At 74.0% G+C, this 16,649-nt stretch carries 8 protein-coding genes; 3 read left to right on the top strand and 5 right to left on the bottom strand.

The annotated features are described in order from the left end of the window. Positions 1 to 33: 33 nt before the first annotated feature. From trmB to ACGF2V_RS00030, 3 genes are all read right to left on the bottom strand, one after another. Entirely contained in the window at positions 34 to 966 is a 933-nt protein-coding gene (trmB, locus tag ACGF2V_RS00040) for a tRNA (guanosine(46)-N7)-methyltransferase TrmB (RefSeq protein WP_392910178.1), read from the bottom strand. Next, a complete protein-coding gene (lhgO, locus tag ACGF2V_RS00035; protein WP_362705910.1) occupies positions 959 to 2,215 on the bottom strand; it encodes an L-2-hydroxyglutarate oxidase in 1,257 nt (418 codons plus the stop codon). Before lhgO ends, trmB begins: the two co-directional genes overlap by 8 nt. A gap of 235 nt (positions 2,216 to 2,450) precedes the next feature. Beyond that, entirely contained in the window at positions 2,451 to 4,421 is a 1,971-nt protein-coding gene (locus tag ACGF2V_RS00030; RefSeq protein WP_362705884.1) for a sporulation protein, read from the bottom strand. Positions 4,422 to 6,008: 1,587 nt separating this feature from the next. Here ACGF2V_RS00030 and ACGF2V_RS00025 point away from each other — a divergent pair. Further along, complete coding sequence (locus ACGF2V_RS00025) at positions 6,009 to 8,138, top strand: asparagine synthase-related protein (protein WP_362705886.1); 2,130 nt, start codon at positions 6,009 to 6,011, stop codon at positions 8,136 to 8,138. 360 nt (positions 8,139 to 8,498) lie between these two features. On the opposite strand, the gene ACGF2V_RS00020 is transcribed toward ACGF2V_RS00025, so the two are convergent. Beyond that, a complete protein-coding gene (locus ACGF2V_RS00020; RefSeq protein WP_362705889.1) occupies positions 8,499 to 10,565 on the bottom strand; it encodes a sigma-70 family RNA polymerase sigma factor in 2,067 nt (688 codons plus the stop codon). A gap of 756 nt (positions 10,566 to 11,321) precedes the next feature. Beyond that, positions 11,322 to 12,287 carry a helix-turn-helix domain-containing protein gene (locus ACGF2V_RS00015; protein ID WP_362619927.1) on the bottom strand — a complete coding sequence of 322 codons (966 nt, stop codon included), beginning with the start codon at positions 12,285 to 12,287 and terminating at the stop codon, positions 11,322 to 11,324. Positions 12,288 to 12,625: 338 nt separating this feature from the next. On the opposite strand from ACGF2V_RS00015, the gene ACGF2V_RS00010 reads away from it, so the two are divergent. After that, a complete protein-coding gene (locus tag ACGF2V_RS00010; protein ID WP_362619928.1) occupies positions 12,626 to 14,068 on the top strand; it encodes an NAD(P)/FAD-dependent oxidoreductase in 1,443 nt (480 codons plus the stop codon). A 495-nt stretch (positions 14,069 to 14,563) separates the two neighbouring features. Continuing rightward, positions 14,564 to 16,456, top strand: a complete 1,893-nt coding sequence (locus ACGF2V_RS00005) for a SpoIIE family protein phosphatase (protein ID WP_362619930.1) — start codon at positions 14,564 to 14,566, stop codon at positions 16,454 to 16,456. Positions 16,457 to 16,649: the final 193 nt, after the last annotated feature.

The following is a 16,649-nucleotide window of genomic DNA, read 5'->3' as shown; positions in this document are numbered from 1 at the left end:
GGGGAATGGCCGGTGGTGGACGGTCGCGGAGCGTCAGCGACGGGTGAAGAGCAGGTCGTGCACGACATGGCCCTTGTCGAGCCCCTGGCCCTCGAACCGGGTCAGCGGCCGGAACGCGGGGCGCGGCGCGTAGCCGCCCTCCGGCAGGGTGTTCTCGAAGAGGGGGTGCGCGGTCAGCACCTCCAGCATCTGCTCCGCGTACGGCTCCCAGTCGGTCGCGCAGTGGACCAGGGCGCCCGGCTTCAGCCGCTGGGCCACCAGGTCGAGGAACTCCGGCTGGATGAGCCGACGCTTGTGATGACGCTTCTTGGGCCACGGGTCGGGGAAGTACACCCGCAGCCCGTCCAGCGAGTCCGGCTTCAGCATCTCGCGCAGCAGGATGATCGCGTCGCCGTTGGCGACGCGGATGTTGGACAGGCCGTTCCGTTCCGCGAGACCGAGCAGATTGCCCTGGCCGGGTGTGTGGACGTCGACGGCGAGAATGCCGGTTCCCGGGTCGTCGGCGGCCATCTGCGCGGTGGCCTCACCCATGCCGAACCCGATCTCCAGCACGACCGGGAGCCCGTCGAACAGCGCGGGCAGGTCGAGTACCCGCCGCCCGTCGATGTCCAGGCCCCACGTGGGCCAGAGCCGCATCAGGGCGTCCTCCTGGCCGGGCGTGACGCGGCTGCGGCGCGGCTGGAAGCTGCGGATGCGGCGCTCGTGGTGCGACCCGGCCGGGTCGACGGCGGGCCCGCCGGGAAAGCGCGGCTCCTGGCGCAGCCTGCGCTGCCGCTCGAAGGAGGCGGCGCGCAGATCGTCCGGAATCCCGGAGGCGGCCTCGGACGCGGTGGCCCCGGACGAGGTGGCCCCTGTGGAGGTCCTGGAGGTGGTCTCCGGCGCGGTCTCGGCGGGGGACGACACACCCGAGCGGCCCGCGGTGCGGTCTGCGGGAGGGTTCGCGGAGGGGTTCAAGGGCTCAGACACAATGCCCCGATTCTACGGCGGGCGGCTTCCACCCCGTCTCCCGCGCTCGGAGCAGCGCCCTGCGTGCCACCTCCCGCCCGATGGGCAGGGAGGCCGTCGCGGCGGGCGACGGGGCGTTCAGTACGTGGACGGTGTGCGGGGCCTCGCGGATCAGGAAGTCGTCCACCAGGGTGCCGTCGCGCAGCACCGCCTGGGCCCTGACCCCGGCCGGGGCGGGCCGCAGGTCGGCCTCCGTGACATCGGGCAGCAGCCGTCGCACCGCCGCCGTGAACGCGTGCTTCGACAGCGAACGGCGCACCTCGCCCGCCCCGTACCGCCAGTGTCTGCGCGCGATCCGCCAGGTGCCCGGCCAGGCCAGGGTGTCCGCCAGCTCACGGGGGTGGACGACGGGCCACCCGTATCCCTCGCGGGCCAGCGCCGGCACCGCGTTCGGGCCGACGTGCACACCGCCGTCGTGGCCGCGGGTCAGATGCACGCCGAGGAAGGGGAACGCCGGGTCGGGCACCGGGTAGACCAGCCCGCGCACCAGTTCCGGCCGCGTCAGCTCGTAGTACTCCCCCCGGAACGGCACGATCCGCACTCCCGGGTCGTCGCCCGCCAGCCGTGCCACCCGGTCGCAGTGGAGCCCCGCGCAGTTGACCAGCACCCGGGCCCGTACCACCGCGCCGTCCGCCGTGCGGACCGCCACACCCCAGGGACGCCGGTCGACCGAGACGACCTCCGCGTCATGACGGATCAGCCCGCCCGCCGCGACCACCTCGGTGGCGAACCGGGCCGCCACCGCCGTGAAGTCGCACACCCCGGTCGTCCCGACGCGGATCGCGGCGAGCCCGCGCACGTCGGGCTCGTACGCGGCGATCTGGGCGGGCCCCAGCTCGCGCACCGGGAGTCCGTGCTGCCGTCCGCGCTGGACCAGCGCGTGCAGCCGGGGCAGCTCGGACCGCTCGGTCGCGACGATCAGCTTGCCGGTCACCGCGTGCGCGATGCCGTGCTCCGCGCAGAACTCGACCATCTCGGCGGCGCCACGCACCGCGTAGCGGGCTTTGAGCGAGCCGGGAGGGTAGTAGATGCCGCTGTGGATCACTCCGCTGTTGCGCCCGGTCTGGTGACGGGCGGGGCCCGGCTCCTTCTCCAGCACCGTCACCCGGGTGCCGGGGGCGGTGCGCGTGAGGGCGTACGCCGTCGACAGGCCGATGATTCCGCCGCCGATCACCAGCACGTCGCAGTCGTACGCCGCATGCGTCATCACCACGCCACCTCCCACCCCGATAGTGCACTGACCCACTGACACCGCACTCAAACCAGTGGGCCCCAGCGTGGCGCGTACCTTCGTCGAGCGCTTGTTCCGCGAACGTTCGCGCGCATTCGTGCGGGGAGTGTCCGTGCGCGGACGTTCACGCGTGCCCGGCCGCCGCCCCGGGCATGCGGTCCGTACGGAGCACGCGGGGCGACGGCCCGGCGGAGCGGCGGCCGGGACGGGCCGGTCAGGCGGGTGCCACCAGCAGCGGCCGGGCCCGTTCGCGCAGCTCGGCGACGCGCGGTTCGTGCCTGTACGGTTCGAGCCGGTGCAGCAGGTCCCGTACGTACTCCGTGGTTCTCGCCGAGGAGATGCGGCCCGCGACCTCCACCGCGCGCGTCCCCGCCGCGCAGGCCGCGTCGAGGTTCCCCGACTCCAGTTCGGCCACCGCCGACACCACGAGCCGCAGCCCGTGCGAGCGGACGAACTCCTCGGTGGGCCGGGACAGGGCCTGTTCGGTGAAGCGCCGCACCTGTCGGGGCGCCTTCAGGTCGAGGTGGCACTCCGCGGCGTCGGCCGCGAACCTGTCGTACGAGTAGAAGCCCAGCCACGACGGGTCCGCGTCGCCGTCCCGGGAGCGCTCCAGCCAGCCCTCGGCGGCCTTCAGCGCAGCTCCCGCCGCCGGCGCGTCGTTCGCCTTCGCGTGGGCGCGGGCCTCCACGAGGCGGAAGAAGCTCATGGTGCGGGCCGTGGCGAGCCCCCGGTTGCGCTCGACGGCCGCCTGGGCGAGATCGACCCCCTCGTCGGCGAACCCGCGGTAGGTCGCCTGCAACGACATCGACGCGAGGACGTATCCCCCGAGAGGCACGTCGGCCGCGGCCCGGGCGAGTCTGAGCGCCTGGATGTAGTAGCGCTGCGCGGCCTCCTGCTGGCCGGTGTCGAAGGCCATCCAGCCGGCGAGCCGGGTCAGCTCGGCCGCCGCGCCGAAGAGGGCCCTGCCCACCTCGTCGCTGTACGAACCGAGCAGCAGCGGTGCCGCGTCGACCCGTAAGCACTCGGGGACCATGGAGGAACGCCAGTCCCCGCCGCCGTACTTGGAGTCCCAGCGTCGGGCGTCCTGGGCCGCCTCGCGCAGCTTGGCTACATCGCTGTGGCCGACCCGCAAGGGGGATATGTCGCTCGTGACCGGGGGCGCGAGCGTGCCCGTGCCCGTGCCGGTGCTCGCGCCGCCGCCGCCCCGCCGGGGCGGGGCGGACGGTGCCGGAGCGGCCTTGGCAGCCCGGTCGCTCCTGACGGCCCTGGCGGAGGCGGAAGCGGCGGTCCCGGACGCGGACGTGTTCTGCGGGCCCGGCTGGGTGGGGATGGACGCCGTGCGCGGGCTTCCGGGAGCCGGGGTTCCCGGACCGGGCGGGTCCGCCGCCTGCGCACCGGCCGCCGGACGTGCACCGGCCGCTGCCGGTGGGCCGGACTGCCTGCGTGACCCGGGAGTCTCCGCCGGACCCGCGGGGACTCGCGAGTAGCCCCCGGCGTCGGGCGTGCCGTGTGCCGCGCCATCGGCCGTGTCCGGCGTCGGGGACGGCTCGGTGGAGGACGCGGCGGGGGCCGTGGTGGAGGACTCGGTGGTCGTTTCCACGTCGCTGCTTCCGGCCGCCCTGCCCGGAGCGCCGTGCGCTCCCGCGCCGGTGCGTGCGCCCTCTGTTGTGCCCTGGGGGCCGAGGACGGCCGTCCGGGCGGCGTTCGCATCGCGCTCCACCGACGGGTCGGCGGGGGATATCAGCCAACGGGAAGCGGGGGTCGCGTACGCGCTCACCGAGAACGAGCCCGCGAGCGACTGCCAGATCCCGCCACTGCCCGCCCGGCGTCCGGCCAGATCCAGCCGATACAGCTCGGTCGCGGAACGGACCGCTTCGGCCACATCGCGCGGGAAGGCCAGCCCGACCTCCGGTGCCGGATCGGCGTCCGCGAGCCCGATCTCGTGCAGCGGGACCGGACGGCCGAGCTTGGCTCCGATCGCCGCCGCGATGAGATGGGGCGCGGCCCCCTGCGGCACCATGCCCTTGGAGACCCAACGGGCCACCGAGGTCTTGTCGTACCGGAGTGTCAGACCGCGCTGCGCCCCGAGGTCGTTGACCCGCCGGGCGAGTCCGGCGTTGCTGATTCCCGCGAGGGCGAGAACGGTTCCGAGCTTCTCGTTCGGTCCTCGTTGCTCCCTGGACATGCGTCACCCCTCGACACACAGACGGCCGCCGCGTCACCCGTTGCGGCGCGCGGCATTCGTACCGTGTCCTCCCCAGGGACGAACCCCGGCACTCCCGCCGCACACGCGTGTGGCGGAGCCCCGAGGAATATGCCTCCTGCCGAGAACCTCAGTGAACCCAGCGTAGTTCGCCGCATCCCTACCGTTAAGGGGCAGACGTCCGTATGGCGGGAATGTTGTCCGTGCGGTCGGGGGCGTTGCCGGGCCGCCCCCGCAGACGTCCCGGAAGCCGCCTCGGGGCCGGCGCGGGCCCCGCGCGCAGGCCGTCCGGGAGGCCCGTCCGGAGCCCGGCCGGGCGACCCGTCCCGAGGTGCGCGGAGTGTGTGCCGGGCCGTCCTGCGCGGCGGTACGGGGCCGTCGCGCGACGTGCTGCGCGGGGTGTCGCGGACGGCGTGCTCCGGGGCCCGCGCGACGCCCCGCGGACGCCGGTTCCGTGTCCGCCCGATGCCCCGTCCGTGCGCTCCCGGAAGCGGCGTCCGCACAGGGCGGGCGCGGTGTTCGCGCAGCGTGGAGGCGGTGTCCGCCGGGATTTCGCGCGTGCTCCCGGTGTGTGGCCGTGCGCCCGGCCATGCGCTCTCGTCCGGCCGTTTCGGAAGGGCTTCCATGGGTGCTGCGTGGGTCGGCCCACTGCGATGGAACCAGTGGGCTGGGGGACACTGCCGCCTCATTCCCCGCAGGCGGTGGACCGGTCCGGGAGGCGGGAGACGCCTCCCGGACCGTGCGTGGAAGCCGGTCCGTGGCCGTGGGCGGGGGGCGGTGCGGCGGTCCGGGACGGTGGCTCGGGGCGGCGCGGACCCGGTGTTGGCCGGGCGCGAAGAGGGCGTGTGCGCGAGTGCGGGGACGGGTGCGGAAGACGGGTCCGGAAACGGGCCCCGAGCAGGTGTCGGGCCGTCGGTGGCCTCCCCGGAGGCATGTGCCGACGGCATTCCGCGGCGAAGGAGATTTCGGGAGAAGCCGGGAGGATCGTTTCGGAGAGCGGCCTGGGGAGAGGGGCCCGGAAAGACCGGGGAGCGAACCGGGGTGAAACAGGGCGTCCAGGGCGGCGAGTTCCCCACCGCCAGGCTTCGCCATGCCCCGAGAATGGCCGAAAATCGTCGATCGGTCGAGGTTGGTTCGATCGATTCGCGGAGATCCGCGTCAACACGTCCATGATCGTGCCCCGATCACCCGTCGATCGCCCGTCAGGGATCCGTGAACGCCACGGAAAGTGGCTGGATAACGGCCGCGTGACGCGGCTCTCATGTGATAGGCAACGCGCCTGAGATGTAAGGCTGTTGGCGGCCGGAACGCCGTGCGCGGGCCGCGCACCACCCGTACCGCCGGGGGTCCGGCCCCGGGCCGCCGACCGGTGGATGTCTGCCGGGACCCGGTCGTCGCCCGCGCCGGTCCGGCCCTTGCCGGGGGTGCATGCCCGTCCGACGTGCGCCCTCCGTAGCCGTCCGGCACGTGTCCGTCGTGGCAGCATGTTCGCAACGACGGCGCGCACCACCGGAGTTCTCCCGGTGCGTTCCCGATGCGCCGTTTCGTCCACAGTCCGTGGAGGCGGCGATGCGTTGGTTGGTGGGGTGGAGCAGTGTCGCCGCGCGCTCCGGTATCGCCGGCACCGCCGGTGCGGTCGGTGACGTCGCCGCGGGGCGCACCGTGCAGCCCGTCGGATCCCAACTCCTGTGGGGCGACCCGGATCCGCTGTGGGCCGTCGGCGACTGGCGCCCGGACGAGATCCGTGTCAGGACGGCCGAAACGGCCGGGGGCGCGCCCACCGCCCGGCTCGCCGTCCTCGGCTGCTGCGGCGCCACGGACGAACAACTGCGGGTCGGACTCCTCGCCGCGCGGGGCGGAGCCCTGCGCCACCTCACCTCGTGGCCCGGCAGTTACACGGCCGTCGTCCAGGTCGGCCGGAGGATCGGCGTCATCGGTGACCTCGCGGGAGCACGCCCCGTCTTCCACACCCCCTGGGCCGGCGGCACCGCGTACGCCACCGCCGCGCTTCCGCTCGCCGACCTCGTCGAGGCCCAGCTGGACATCGGTCACCTGGCCGCGCTGCTCGCCTGCCCCGAAACCCCGGAGGCGCTGCGCGACGGCACCCCGTACGAGGGCGTCAAGCGCATCCCGCCGGGGCACGCGCTCATCCTCCGAGAGGGCTCGCGCGAGATCACCGGGTACGAGGCGGTGGCCTCGCTGGCCGTCGCCGCGCCCGAACTCGACCCGGTGAGCGCCGTCGACGGGGTGCGGGACGCACTGGTCGATGCCGTACGCGCCAGACTCGCCGCGCCGCGCCACGCCCCCGGGACCCTGCCGCCCGATCCGGGGCCGGTCCCCGGAATGGGGCCGGCCGACCGGCGCGCCGCGCGGGGCGCGCCCGTTCCCGGCATCGGCGCCGACCTCTCCGGGGGCAGTGCCTCCGGAACGCTCGCCCTGCTCGCCGCCGGACTGCCGGGGCTGCCCGGTCTGCCCGGAAGCCTCCTCGGCCACGGCACGGGCGCGGGGGAACGGCTGCTCGCCGTCACCTTCAACGACCTCACCGCGCACGGGCACGAGGGCGAACTCGAACGCGCCCGCGTCATCGCCGCCGACCCGCGCCTGCACCACGTCGTCGTCGCCGGCGGGGAGGAGGCCCTGCCCTACGCCGACCTGGGCGGCGGCCCGCTCACCGACGAACCCGCGCCCTCCCTCGTCGCCGCCGAGCGTCACCGCCGCCGCCTCGCGTCCGGCAGCGCCGACCACTTCGTCGGCGGCGGCGCCCGGCAGGTCCTCGACGCCCACCCCGCGCGCCTCGCCGACCTGCTGATGGACCGGCGCAGGCGCCACCTGTTGCGTCCGGTGGCGGCCCTCGCCAAGGCCGAGGGCCCGAGCGCGCACTCCTTCTTCGTCCCGTTCACCATCTACCGCGCGGCCCGGCGCCTGTCCCGGACCTCGTACCGCACGGGGCTGGAAGCGGCGGCCGACCGGCTGCCGGGCGCCAACCGCCACGTACCCGACCTCGACACCGCGGCCGACGCCTCGCTCGCCGCCCTCGCCTGGTCGCGGCCCGGTCCCGCCGCGCACTGGCTGACCGGGGAAGCGCTTGCCGAAGTATCGGTTCGTCTCCAGGAGGCCGCGGTCCGGCCGCTCTCCGTCCAGCGTCCGGGCGAGGCCCGGGCACGGGCGGCGCTCGCCCGGTACGCGGCCGACCACCGGATCCTGGAGCAGGCCGCCGAGAACCGCAGCCAGCGTCTGCACGCCCCCTTCCTCGACAACCAGGTCGTACGCGCCGCCCGCGCGCTCCCCGAATCGCTCCGGGTGCAGCCGGGCGCCCGTGGAGCGATCCTGCGCCGGGTGCTCGCGGGCGCGGGCATCCACGACCTGCCGCCCGGCTGGGGCACCCCCTCCCACGCCACCTCCCAGGCGACCGCCCGCACCGGTCTGCGCGCCGCCCTCCCGGACCTGATGGCCCTCTTCGACGCCCCGCTGCTCGCCGACGCCGGTCTGGTCGAGGCCCGCGTCGTGCGCAAGGCCCTGCGTGCCGCCGCCGACGGCGAAGCGCTCCCGCTGGACGGCCTGGCCCACCTGGCGTCCATGGAACTCTGGCTGCGCCGCCTCGTGTCGCGGCGTGGCACCTGCTGGACGGGTACGGAGGCGCCTCGTCGTCGCGCGGTCGCGCACGGGGTCGTCCCGGCTAGGCGGAGCTTGCAGCCGTAGCGGAGCTTGCAGCCGTAGCGGAGCCTGCGACCGTGGCGAAGTGCGCAGACGTGGCGAAGTGCGCAGACGTGGCGAAGTGCGCAGACGTGGCGAAGCGCGCAGACGTGGCGAAGCGCGCAGACGCGCGGAGCCTCCAGCCCTGGTGGAGCGCGCGGCCGTGGTCGGCTCGCAGCCGTAGGGGCGTGGCGGGGCTTCGGCTCGCTACGCCGGGGCTACTGGACGCCCCGGCAGGGAGCAAGGCGCCACCTGAGGACCGCGCCTGACTCCCCGGCCCGGTCGACCTCAACCGCGCTCTCCCTGGCCCGGTCCGGTCGGCCCCGGCCCGGTCGGCGGCGGGGCTGCCGACTCTGCCCGGCCGTCTCAGCGGCAGTTGAGGCCCGAAACCGCCCAGTCGGCGAGTGCCGCGCCGCTGCCGTGCTGCATCCGCTCGACGACGAGCCGGATCCTGGTCTGACCGGTGATGTCGACGTCGACGGGTACGGCCGGGTCACCGCCGTGCACCACCGGGGAGCGCCACAGCAGCGACCCGTCTCCGCCGAGGACGGAGAAGCGCACCGCGCCCAACCCCAGCGACAGGTTGTCGAGCCCGACCAGGGCCTCGTACCGCGAGCACTGCCGGTTCAACTGGATCGTGACCGAGGACTTGCTGTGAACGGTCACGCCGTGGGCGTACTGCGTGCCGCCGATCCACAGACCGGAGCGCTGCCAGAGCCAGTTGCTCTCGTTCGCCACCACTTCGGGCTCGGTGTGGTCGCCGGCCGTCGAGTAGCGCAGCTCGCTGAGCCGGTAGACGGTGGGCGGTGGCGGAGGGGTGGGGGTCGGGACGGGGGGCGACCCGGGCTCGGTCGGCTCGGGCTTTCCGGGCGTTGTCGCCGTCGAAGTCGGTCCGGGCGCGGGAGGCGGCGCGGTCGGCGGACGCGTGGGGTCCGGAGCCGTCGTTGTCGGCTTGGACGTCGGCTTCGGCTGGGGAGTCCGAGCCGCGGCCGAGGGCGCCGCCGACGGTGTCGCGGCGGGCAATGCGGCGGCCGGCGGCGCAGGGGCGGGGGGCACCGGCGGCTGGGACCGCGAGGACGACGTCGGATTCGGCGGTGCGGGCGGCGGCACCGCGGGTGCCGCGACGGCGGGCCGGGTGGCATGTCCGGCCTCGGGCCCCGGTCGGTCGCTGCCGACCACGGCCCAGGCCAGTCCGGCTGCCGCGGCCACGACGACCGCTGTCACGATGCCGACCTTCACCGGTGCGCCGAGCCCTTTCGAGAGCGCGCCGCCGCCGCTCGTGCCACTGCCGCCCGCGCCCCCGGAGGAGCCCCCGCCGGTCGCAGCCGCCGCGGCCCCCGCACCGACCGCCCCGGCAGCGCCACCGGCGGCGATCCCAGCGGACTTGAGCGAGTACCCGGCAGCGAGCCAGCCGACGACCGCGACCGGCAGCAGTGCCGGAATTCCGGCGTTGACATGGGCCAGTTCGCCCGCCGCGAGCCTGCACTTCGCGCACTCGTCGAGATGCCCCCGCAGCCCGCGCTCGGCCCGCATCCGGAGCCCGCCCCGGGCGTACGCCCCCAGCCGGTCGGCGTAGCGTGCGCAGTCGTCTCCGGAGGTGAGCGACTGGCTCACATGGGCCTGGAGGTATGCCTGCTTGAGCCCTTCGCGGGCCCGACTGGCCAGGACCGCGGTGGCGTTGGCGGTCAGCCCGAAAAGCGGGGCGATCTCGCTGGGCGACTCCTCCTCGACGGTGGTGTGCCACAGCACCGCCTGCCAGCGTTCCGGCAGGCTGCGGAAGGCCCGCATGGCCATCGAACGCTCGGCCGCGTGCATCGCGAGCACGTCCGCGCCGAGATCGAGCGTCTCCACTTCCGACACCTGCGACGCCTCGGCGGCCTGCGTGGCGAATACAGCGAAGTCCTCGACCAGTTGCTCCCGCTTCGAGGTCTTGGTCCAGGCGGCCGCGACATGCCGGACGGCGGTCATGAGGTAGGCCCGCACCGCTTCCTCGGGGCCCTTGCCTCTCCGTACCGCCTGCAGCGTGCGCGTGAAGACCTCGGCCGTCAGGTCGTCGGCGGTGTGTGCGTCCCGGCAGCAGCTGCGCGCGTAGCGGCGCACCGCGTCCGAGTGCCGTCGGAACAACTCCTCGTACGCGCGGTCGTCGCCGTTCCGCATCTGCCTGATCAGATCGGCGTCGGAACCGGCGCCGTCGGTGGCGCTGCCGCCCTCCCGCTGCATCGGCACCGCGGCCTCGACATCCGCGTCGACGCCGGAGCCGAGTGCCCCCGGCCACGGGCCCGGCAGGACGCTGCCCGCATCGGCGCCGCCCCTCGATCGTCCCGGGCCGCCCTGATGCGGTACCTGGCGGGCGAACGGACCATTGGCTTTCGCCACACCGTCCGTGGCGGCGATGTCGTCGAACGACTCTTCCTGCTGCCCGTCACCGCTCATCGCGAAAGCCCCCGTATGCGCTGTCGGACCCGAACATCGGGCAAGCGTGCCACATGGCGCAATCACGCCGGACCCTCAGCCCCGGCAACCACTCATCCGGGGTGTTCTCTCGAATATGAGCGCTGACCGCCGCTCATTCGGGAAAGAATATCCGAGCACCTTTTTGCGCGGGCAGGGCGGGTATCGGGGGAAGGCCCCGTCGCTGAGGGCCATTTGAGCCCGTACGGCGATGCGGAGCCACCGGGAAACGACAGGCATTCGGTCGGGATTCGGCCGGGCTCCGGCCGTGAAATGGGCGCGGACAAAACGGGATTCGGCCGCGAGCGGGCTGTGGATCAGCCGCGGAAAGGCGGCGCGGCGTACCCGGAAAAGGTTCTCCACGAGTACGGAAAAGCTGCTCGACGGGCACGGAACGGCCGCGCGACGACCGCAGATCGGCTGCGGAACGACCGTGGAACAGCCGCAGGTCGGTAGCGCATCGGTGGCGGACCGGTCGCGGCTGGGCCATTGGCCGGTAGTGGATCGGCTGCGGAAGGACCGTGGGAGCGGCGTGGCGACGCCTCACCCCCTCCCCGGCCTCAGACGGCCGCCCGGCCGCAGACGCCCCCGGCCTCAGTGACCCCCGGCCTCAGACGCCCCAGGCCGCAGACGCCCAGGCCGCAGACGCCCCCGGCCTCAGTGACCCCCGGCGTCAGACGACCTGCGACCTCGGACGGCCGCCCCCGACCTTCGAAGGGCCGGGGGCGGCCCCGGCGCTCAGGCGGCAGGCCGGGAGCGCAACCCCTCGAGCAGGATGTCCAGCAGTCGACTCGAAGCCGCCGCCTGCTGAGCCGCGTCGGGCAGCGAAGGCGCCGCCGTCGCGATGACCAGCAGCACATCCGCCACCGTCACGTCACGGCGCAGCTCACCGGCCGCGCGCGCCCGGTCCACGAGCCGCCCGACGACCTCCAGCAGTTCACCGGCCCCGGCGTCGTCCACACCGTCGCGCCCGGCCTCCGGTATGGGGCCTGTCTCGGCCGGCCGGAGGTCGTCCGGGCCCGTGCCCTGCCGCTGCTGGGGCACCTGCACGGTGCCCGCCGCCAGGATCGCCGCGGCGGCGCCCGCGTCCGCGGTCGGCAGCGGGCTGCCCGCGCCCCCGGCACGGGAACCGACGCCGGTCTCCCCCGCGGCGGCTTTGGCCTCAGCCCCAGAACCGGCGTCGGCGCCGACCCGGAGCACCTGCGGCGGCAGCAGCCGGCCCGCGCCCGAGGCCACGGACGTACGCAGGAAGCGCGACAGCGCCGACCACGGCTCCTCCTCCTGCCCCAGGGCGGTCCGCGCCTGGTCCGTCAGCCGGGCGGTCTCCTCCTCGGCTATCCGCCGGACCAGCACCTCCTTGCTCGGGAACCGCCGGTACACCGTGCCGACGCCGACCCTGGCGCGGCGCGCCACGTCCTCCATCGGGGCCCCGTACCCCAGCTCGCCGAACACCTCGCGCGCGGCGCGCAGCACGTGTTCCAGATTGCGCTGGGCGTCCACACGAAGCGGGGTCGAGCGGCCGTTCGCTCCGTTCGCCCCGATCCCCCCGTTCGTCAGGCCCGCCGTGGTCGTCGCCGTCGTGCCGACCGGCGTCACTTCGTCGACCACCCCCACGGTTCCGACAGCGCCGCCTCGGCCGTTCCCATCGGACGAATGGGACGTAACCGCCGCAGCGGTCTGCCAATGAGCATCCTGAATATGCATGATGTTCCCCCGGTAATGACGTCTCCCCCCGGAGACTTCCCGCCGCCTGAGCCAGAGAGTGGATCTTGGTCCCGACCCGGCACTCCGACGACATACGAACATAGTTGAGGCCGCGTCAATTCAGAAGAGGGTAGTTCCGCACGGAGCGCCCCCCGATCGGTGCAAGCCCCGGCCGGTCACCCGAGCGACCTCGGCCCGCCGCCCCGCCCCGCCCCCTGACCTGCGCGGCTTCCGCGACATCGCCGCCACCGACGGTGCCACCCCCTCCGAGATCTCCGGTCACACAATTTGCCGGGGCTGTGGACAAACCCTTGAGCCCGTTGCGTCATGGGGTGGTGATGGCTTCAGAATCCGGGGGAACACCCTCCGGCCCCCCGACGTGCGTGCGCATTCTCGTCGTCGGCGGCGGCTACGTCGGGATGTACACGGCGCTGCGTCTTCAGCGGAAGCTGAAGCAGCGGCTCAGGAACGGCCGTGCCGAGATCGTCGTCGTCACCCCCGATCCCTATATGACGTATCAGCCGTTTCTGCCCGAGGCGGCCGCCGGTTCGATCTCGCCGCGCCACGTCGTCGTGCCGCTGCGCCGGGTTCTGGCGCACTGCCGGATCCTGATCGGCGAGGCGCGGTACATCGACCACTCCAGGCGCACGGCCACCGTGACCACACTCGCCACCGCGCAGGACGGCACGGGCGCCGTCGAGATCCCGTACGACGAACTCGTCCTTGCGCCCGGTTCCGTCTCGCGTACCCTCCCGGTCCCCGGCCTCGCCGACCACGGCATCGGCTTCAGGACCGTCGAAGAGGCCATCGGACTGCGCAACCACGTCATCGAGCAGATGGACATCGCCTCCACCAGCCGGGACCCGGCCCTGCGCGCCGCCGCCCTCACCTTCGTCTTCGTCGGTGGCGGCTACGCGGGCGTCGAGGCGCTCGCCGAACTGGAGGACATGGCCCGCCACGCCTCGCGGTACTACCGCAACATCAGGGCGCAGGACATGAAGTGGATCCTCGTCGAGGCGTCCGGCCGCATCCTTCCCGAGGTCGGTGACGTGCTGGGGCTGTACGTGATCCGCGAGCTGCGCGGCCGCAACATCGACGTGCGCCTCGACACCCGGCTGGAGTCCTGTGAGCACCGCGTCGCCGTCCTGAGCGACGGTTCCCGTATCCCGGCCCGCACCCTCGTGTGGACGGCGGGCGTCAAACCGGCTCCGGTCCTCGCCGCCACCGATCTGCCGCTCGACGAGCGCGGCAGGCTCAGGTGCACGGCAAAACTCGCCGTCGAGGGCGTCGAGCACGCCTGGTCCGCCGGGGATGCCGCGGCCGTACCAGACCTGACGGCCACCGGAAAAGGCGTCAGCACCGCCCCCAACGCCCAGCACGCCGTGCGCCAGGCCAAGGTCCTCGCCAGGAACGTCCTCGCGTCGGTCGACGGCGAACCCCTCCAGGAGTACCGCCACGCCTGCACGGGATCCGTCGCCTCGCTGGGCCTCCACAAGGGCGTGGCCCAGGTCCGCGGTCGCGCGCTCAAAGGGGGGCCGGCCTGGCTGCTGCATCGCACGTACCACCTCAGCCGCGTCCCGACGTTCAACCGGAAGGTCCGAGTCCTGGCCGAATGGACGCTCGCCGGGCTCTTCAGGCGCGAGGTCGTCTCCCTCGGCTCACTGGAACATCCGCGCGCCGAATTCGAACGTGCCGCGGGAGGTGGACGGGCCGGGCCGGGCGGCCCACCGACCACCGGCGGCCCCCCGGGCCCCGGCCGCCCCATGAGGCCCGGCGGCTGACCAGCCGTCGGGCCGGAGCCTCACCCGACCGCGGCATCGCCGTACCGACAACTGTCAGTACGGTCCGCCACACTGGACGTGTGACCATAGGTGGGCCCACACCTGCGCAGAGTGACCCCGGCCGGCAGCGACGAGACAGTGAACAGCAGCGACATCCCCGATGTCCGAGACGCATCAGAGACATCAGAGGCACCAGAAGCACCAGAAGCATTAAACGCGTGTGACGCGCCGGGGCCACCTGACGCGTCACGGGCGCCGGGTGCCTCTGACGCCTCCGGCACCCCTGACGCCTCAGAGGCACGAGCAGCGCGATGAGGCCCGGCTGCGCTCTCCCGGGTCCGGCCCCGGCAGAACTGTCGGATCCGGCAGAACCGTCGGACCCCGGCAGAACCAAGGGGTCCGACGAAACCGCTGGACCCGCCGGAGGGAACTGGGACCGGCAGAGGAAGCAGCCCGCCCGAGCGGACCACACCGACACACGAGGCCAGAAATTCCGTGAACTTCACGCGTTGGAGCGCCCGCCTACCCGGAACGCAGCGCCGCGCCGCCGCTCGGGACGACCGCAGCTCCGTACCCCCGGCGCGCGCCGAGTACGCACGCCCCGAGCCCGAGCCCGGGACTCGTCCGCCGGGCAGCGACCCGAGCACGGTCATGCCCGACGGCACGTCCGACGGCAGGTCCGGCGACGGGCATGCCGGGACGCGCGACAAAGCGAGCGACGGGACGCGCGACGACGCGCACGACGGCCGCCCCTTCGGGGCCGGCGGCCCCACCCTGGAAGACCTCTCCGCGCGCGATCTGCTGGGCCGACTGCCCGCTCTGGTGGCCCTGGTGCACGGTCCCGACCACCGGATCGAGTACGTCAACGACGCCTATGTCGCCGCCTTCGGCCCGCGCCCCATCGGCGCCACCGCCGCCGAGGCGATGCCCGAACTCGCCGAACTCAGCCTGCTGCCCCTCATGGACCAGGTCCTGCGCAGTGGCACACCCCGCACGGTCAAGTCCCGCAAGGTCCGCAACGGAAATTCGTACACCGTGACCTGCACTCCCGTGCACAGGGACGGTGACGCCGCAACGGCCGACGACGTGGACAGGACCCCGGGCAGGAACCGCAAGAAGGACAAGGAACGGGGCACGCACCGGAGCAGGGCCAGGAGCAGGAGCACGAACGAGGGCGCGGGCGATGGCGGCGGGCGTGGAGTGCTCGTGTACGCCGCCGACGTCACCGACCACGCCGAAGCGGCCGAACGGCTCCGCGCCAGCGAACGTCGCCAGCGCGAAACGGCCGTCACCCTCCAGCGCTCGCTGCTCCCGCAGGACCTGGAACAGCCCGACGATCTGAGGATCGCCGCCACCTACCAGCCTGGCGGCGCGGACGCGGCGGTCGGCGGCGACTGGTACGACGTCATCACGCTCGGTGCCGGCCGCACCGCCCTGGTCATCGGGGACGTGATGGGCCGCGGGGTCCGGGCCGCCGCCGTCATGGGGCAGCTCCGTACGGCCGTACGCGCCTACGCCCGGCTCGACCTTCCGCCGCACGAGGTGCTCCAACTCCTCGACGGTCTCGCCGCCGAGATCGACGCCAGCCAGATCGCCACCTGCGCCTACGCGGTCCACGACCCCAACGAGGGCCGGCTCGTCCACGCCTCCGCCGGGCACCTCCCGATCCTGGTGTGCCACGAGGACGGGACGGTGCACCGCGCGCAGGACCCGACCGGACCGCCGCTCGGCACCGGTGGCTGGATCCACACGTCGGGCACGATCGAGCTGCCGCCCGGTTCCACCGCGGTGTTCTACACGGACGGCCTGGTCGAGCGCCGCAGCGAGGACATCGACGAGGGCGTCGCCGCGCTCGAGCGCGCACTCTCGGGCGCCAAGGGGTCGCCCCAGGTCGTCTGCGACCGGCTGATCCGTTCCCTCGGCGTCACCGCGGAACACGACGACGACGTCGCGGTGCTGGTGGTCCAGCACCCCGCCCGGACCGGGGCCGACGCGGAGCTGTTCCACAACGCCTCGCTCGACCTCCTCGGCGGCATCGAAGCAGCCCCGCGCGCCCGTGCCTTCGCGACCGGCGTCCTGACGTCGTGGCGGTTCTCGGCCGAACTCCGCGACTTGGGCGTCCTGGCCGCCGGCGAACTCGTCGCGAACTCCCTCAAGCACGGCACGCCGCCGATGCGCCTGGGCCTGCGCCGCACCGACCGCCGCCTGATCATCGAGGTGACCGACGGCGACGACCACCTGCCGCGCCGCCGTCGCGCCGATCCGGCGGACGAATCGGGGCGAGGCATCTCCATCGTCGCGGCGATCGCCACGTCCTGGGGCTGCCGTCGCAGACCGGGCGGAGGCAAGGCGGTCTGGTGCGAATTCGTCCTGCCGCAGGAGCGGTGAGCCCAAGCCTGCCGCGGAAACGGTGAGCGCAAAGGGGCCCTGTGCACGACAGGGCCCCTTTGCGCTCACCGTGGTGGGGGGGGGGGGGGGGGGGGGGGCGGGGGGGGCGGGCGGGGGGCGGCGGGGGGGGGGGGGCCGCGGGGGGGGCCCCGGGGGGGCCCCGCCCGCCCCCGCCGGCGCGGGGAGCGCGCGG

Origin of the sequence: Streptomyces sp. NPDC047982, assembly GCF_043204165.1 — a bacterium.
GTDB lineage: Bacteria > Actinomycetota > Actinomycetes > Streptomycetales > Streptomycetaceae > Streptomyces.
The sequence above is the reverse complement of the archived record's forward strand: the minus strand, read 5'-3'. Positions and strand labels throughout refer to the sequence as shown.

Bases quoted from the DNA above. Each gene is read 5' to 3' on its own strand.
- ACGF2V_RS00030 (WP_362705884.1), bottom strand. From the start codon at position 4,421: ATGTCCAGGGAGCAACGAGGACCGAACGAGAAGCTCGGAACCGTTCTC.
- ACGF2V_RS00025 (WP_362705886.1), top strand. From the start codon at position 6,009: ATGCGTTGGTTGGTGGGGTGGAGCAGTGTCGCCGCGCGCTCCGGTATC.
- ACGF2V_RS00020 (WP_362705889.1), bottom strand. From the start codon at position 10,565: ATGAGCGGTGACGGGCAGCAGGAAGAGTCGTTCGACGACATCGCCGCC.
- ACGF2V_RS00010 (WP_362619928.1), top strand. From the start codon at position 12,626: ATGGCTTCAGAATCCGGGGGAACACCCTCCGGCCCCCCGACGTGCGTG.
- ACGF2V_RS00015 (WP_362619927.1), bottom strand. From the start codon at position 12,287: ATGCATATTCAGGATGCTCATTGGCAGACCGCTGCGGCGGTTACGTCC.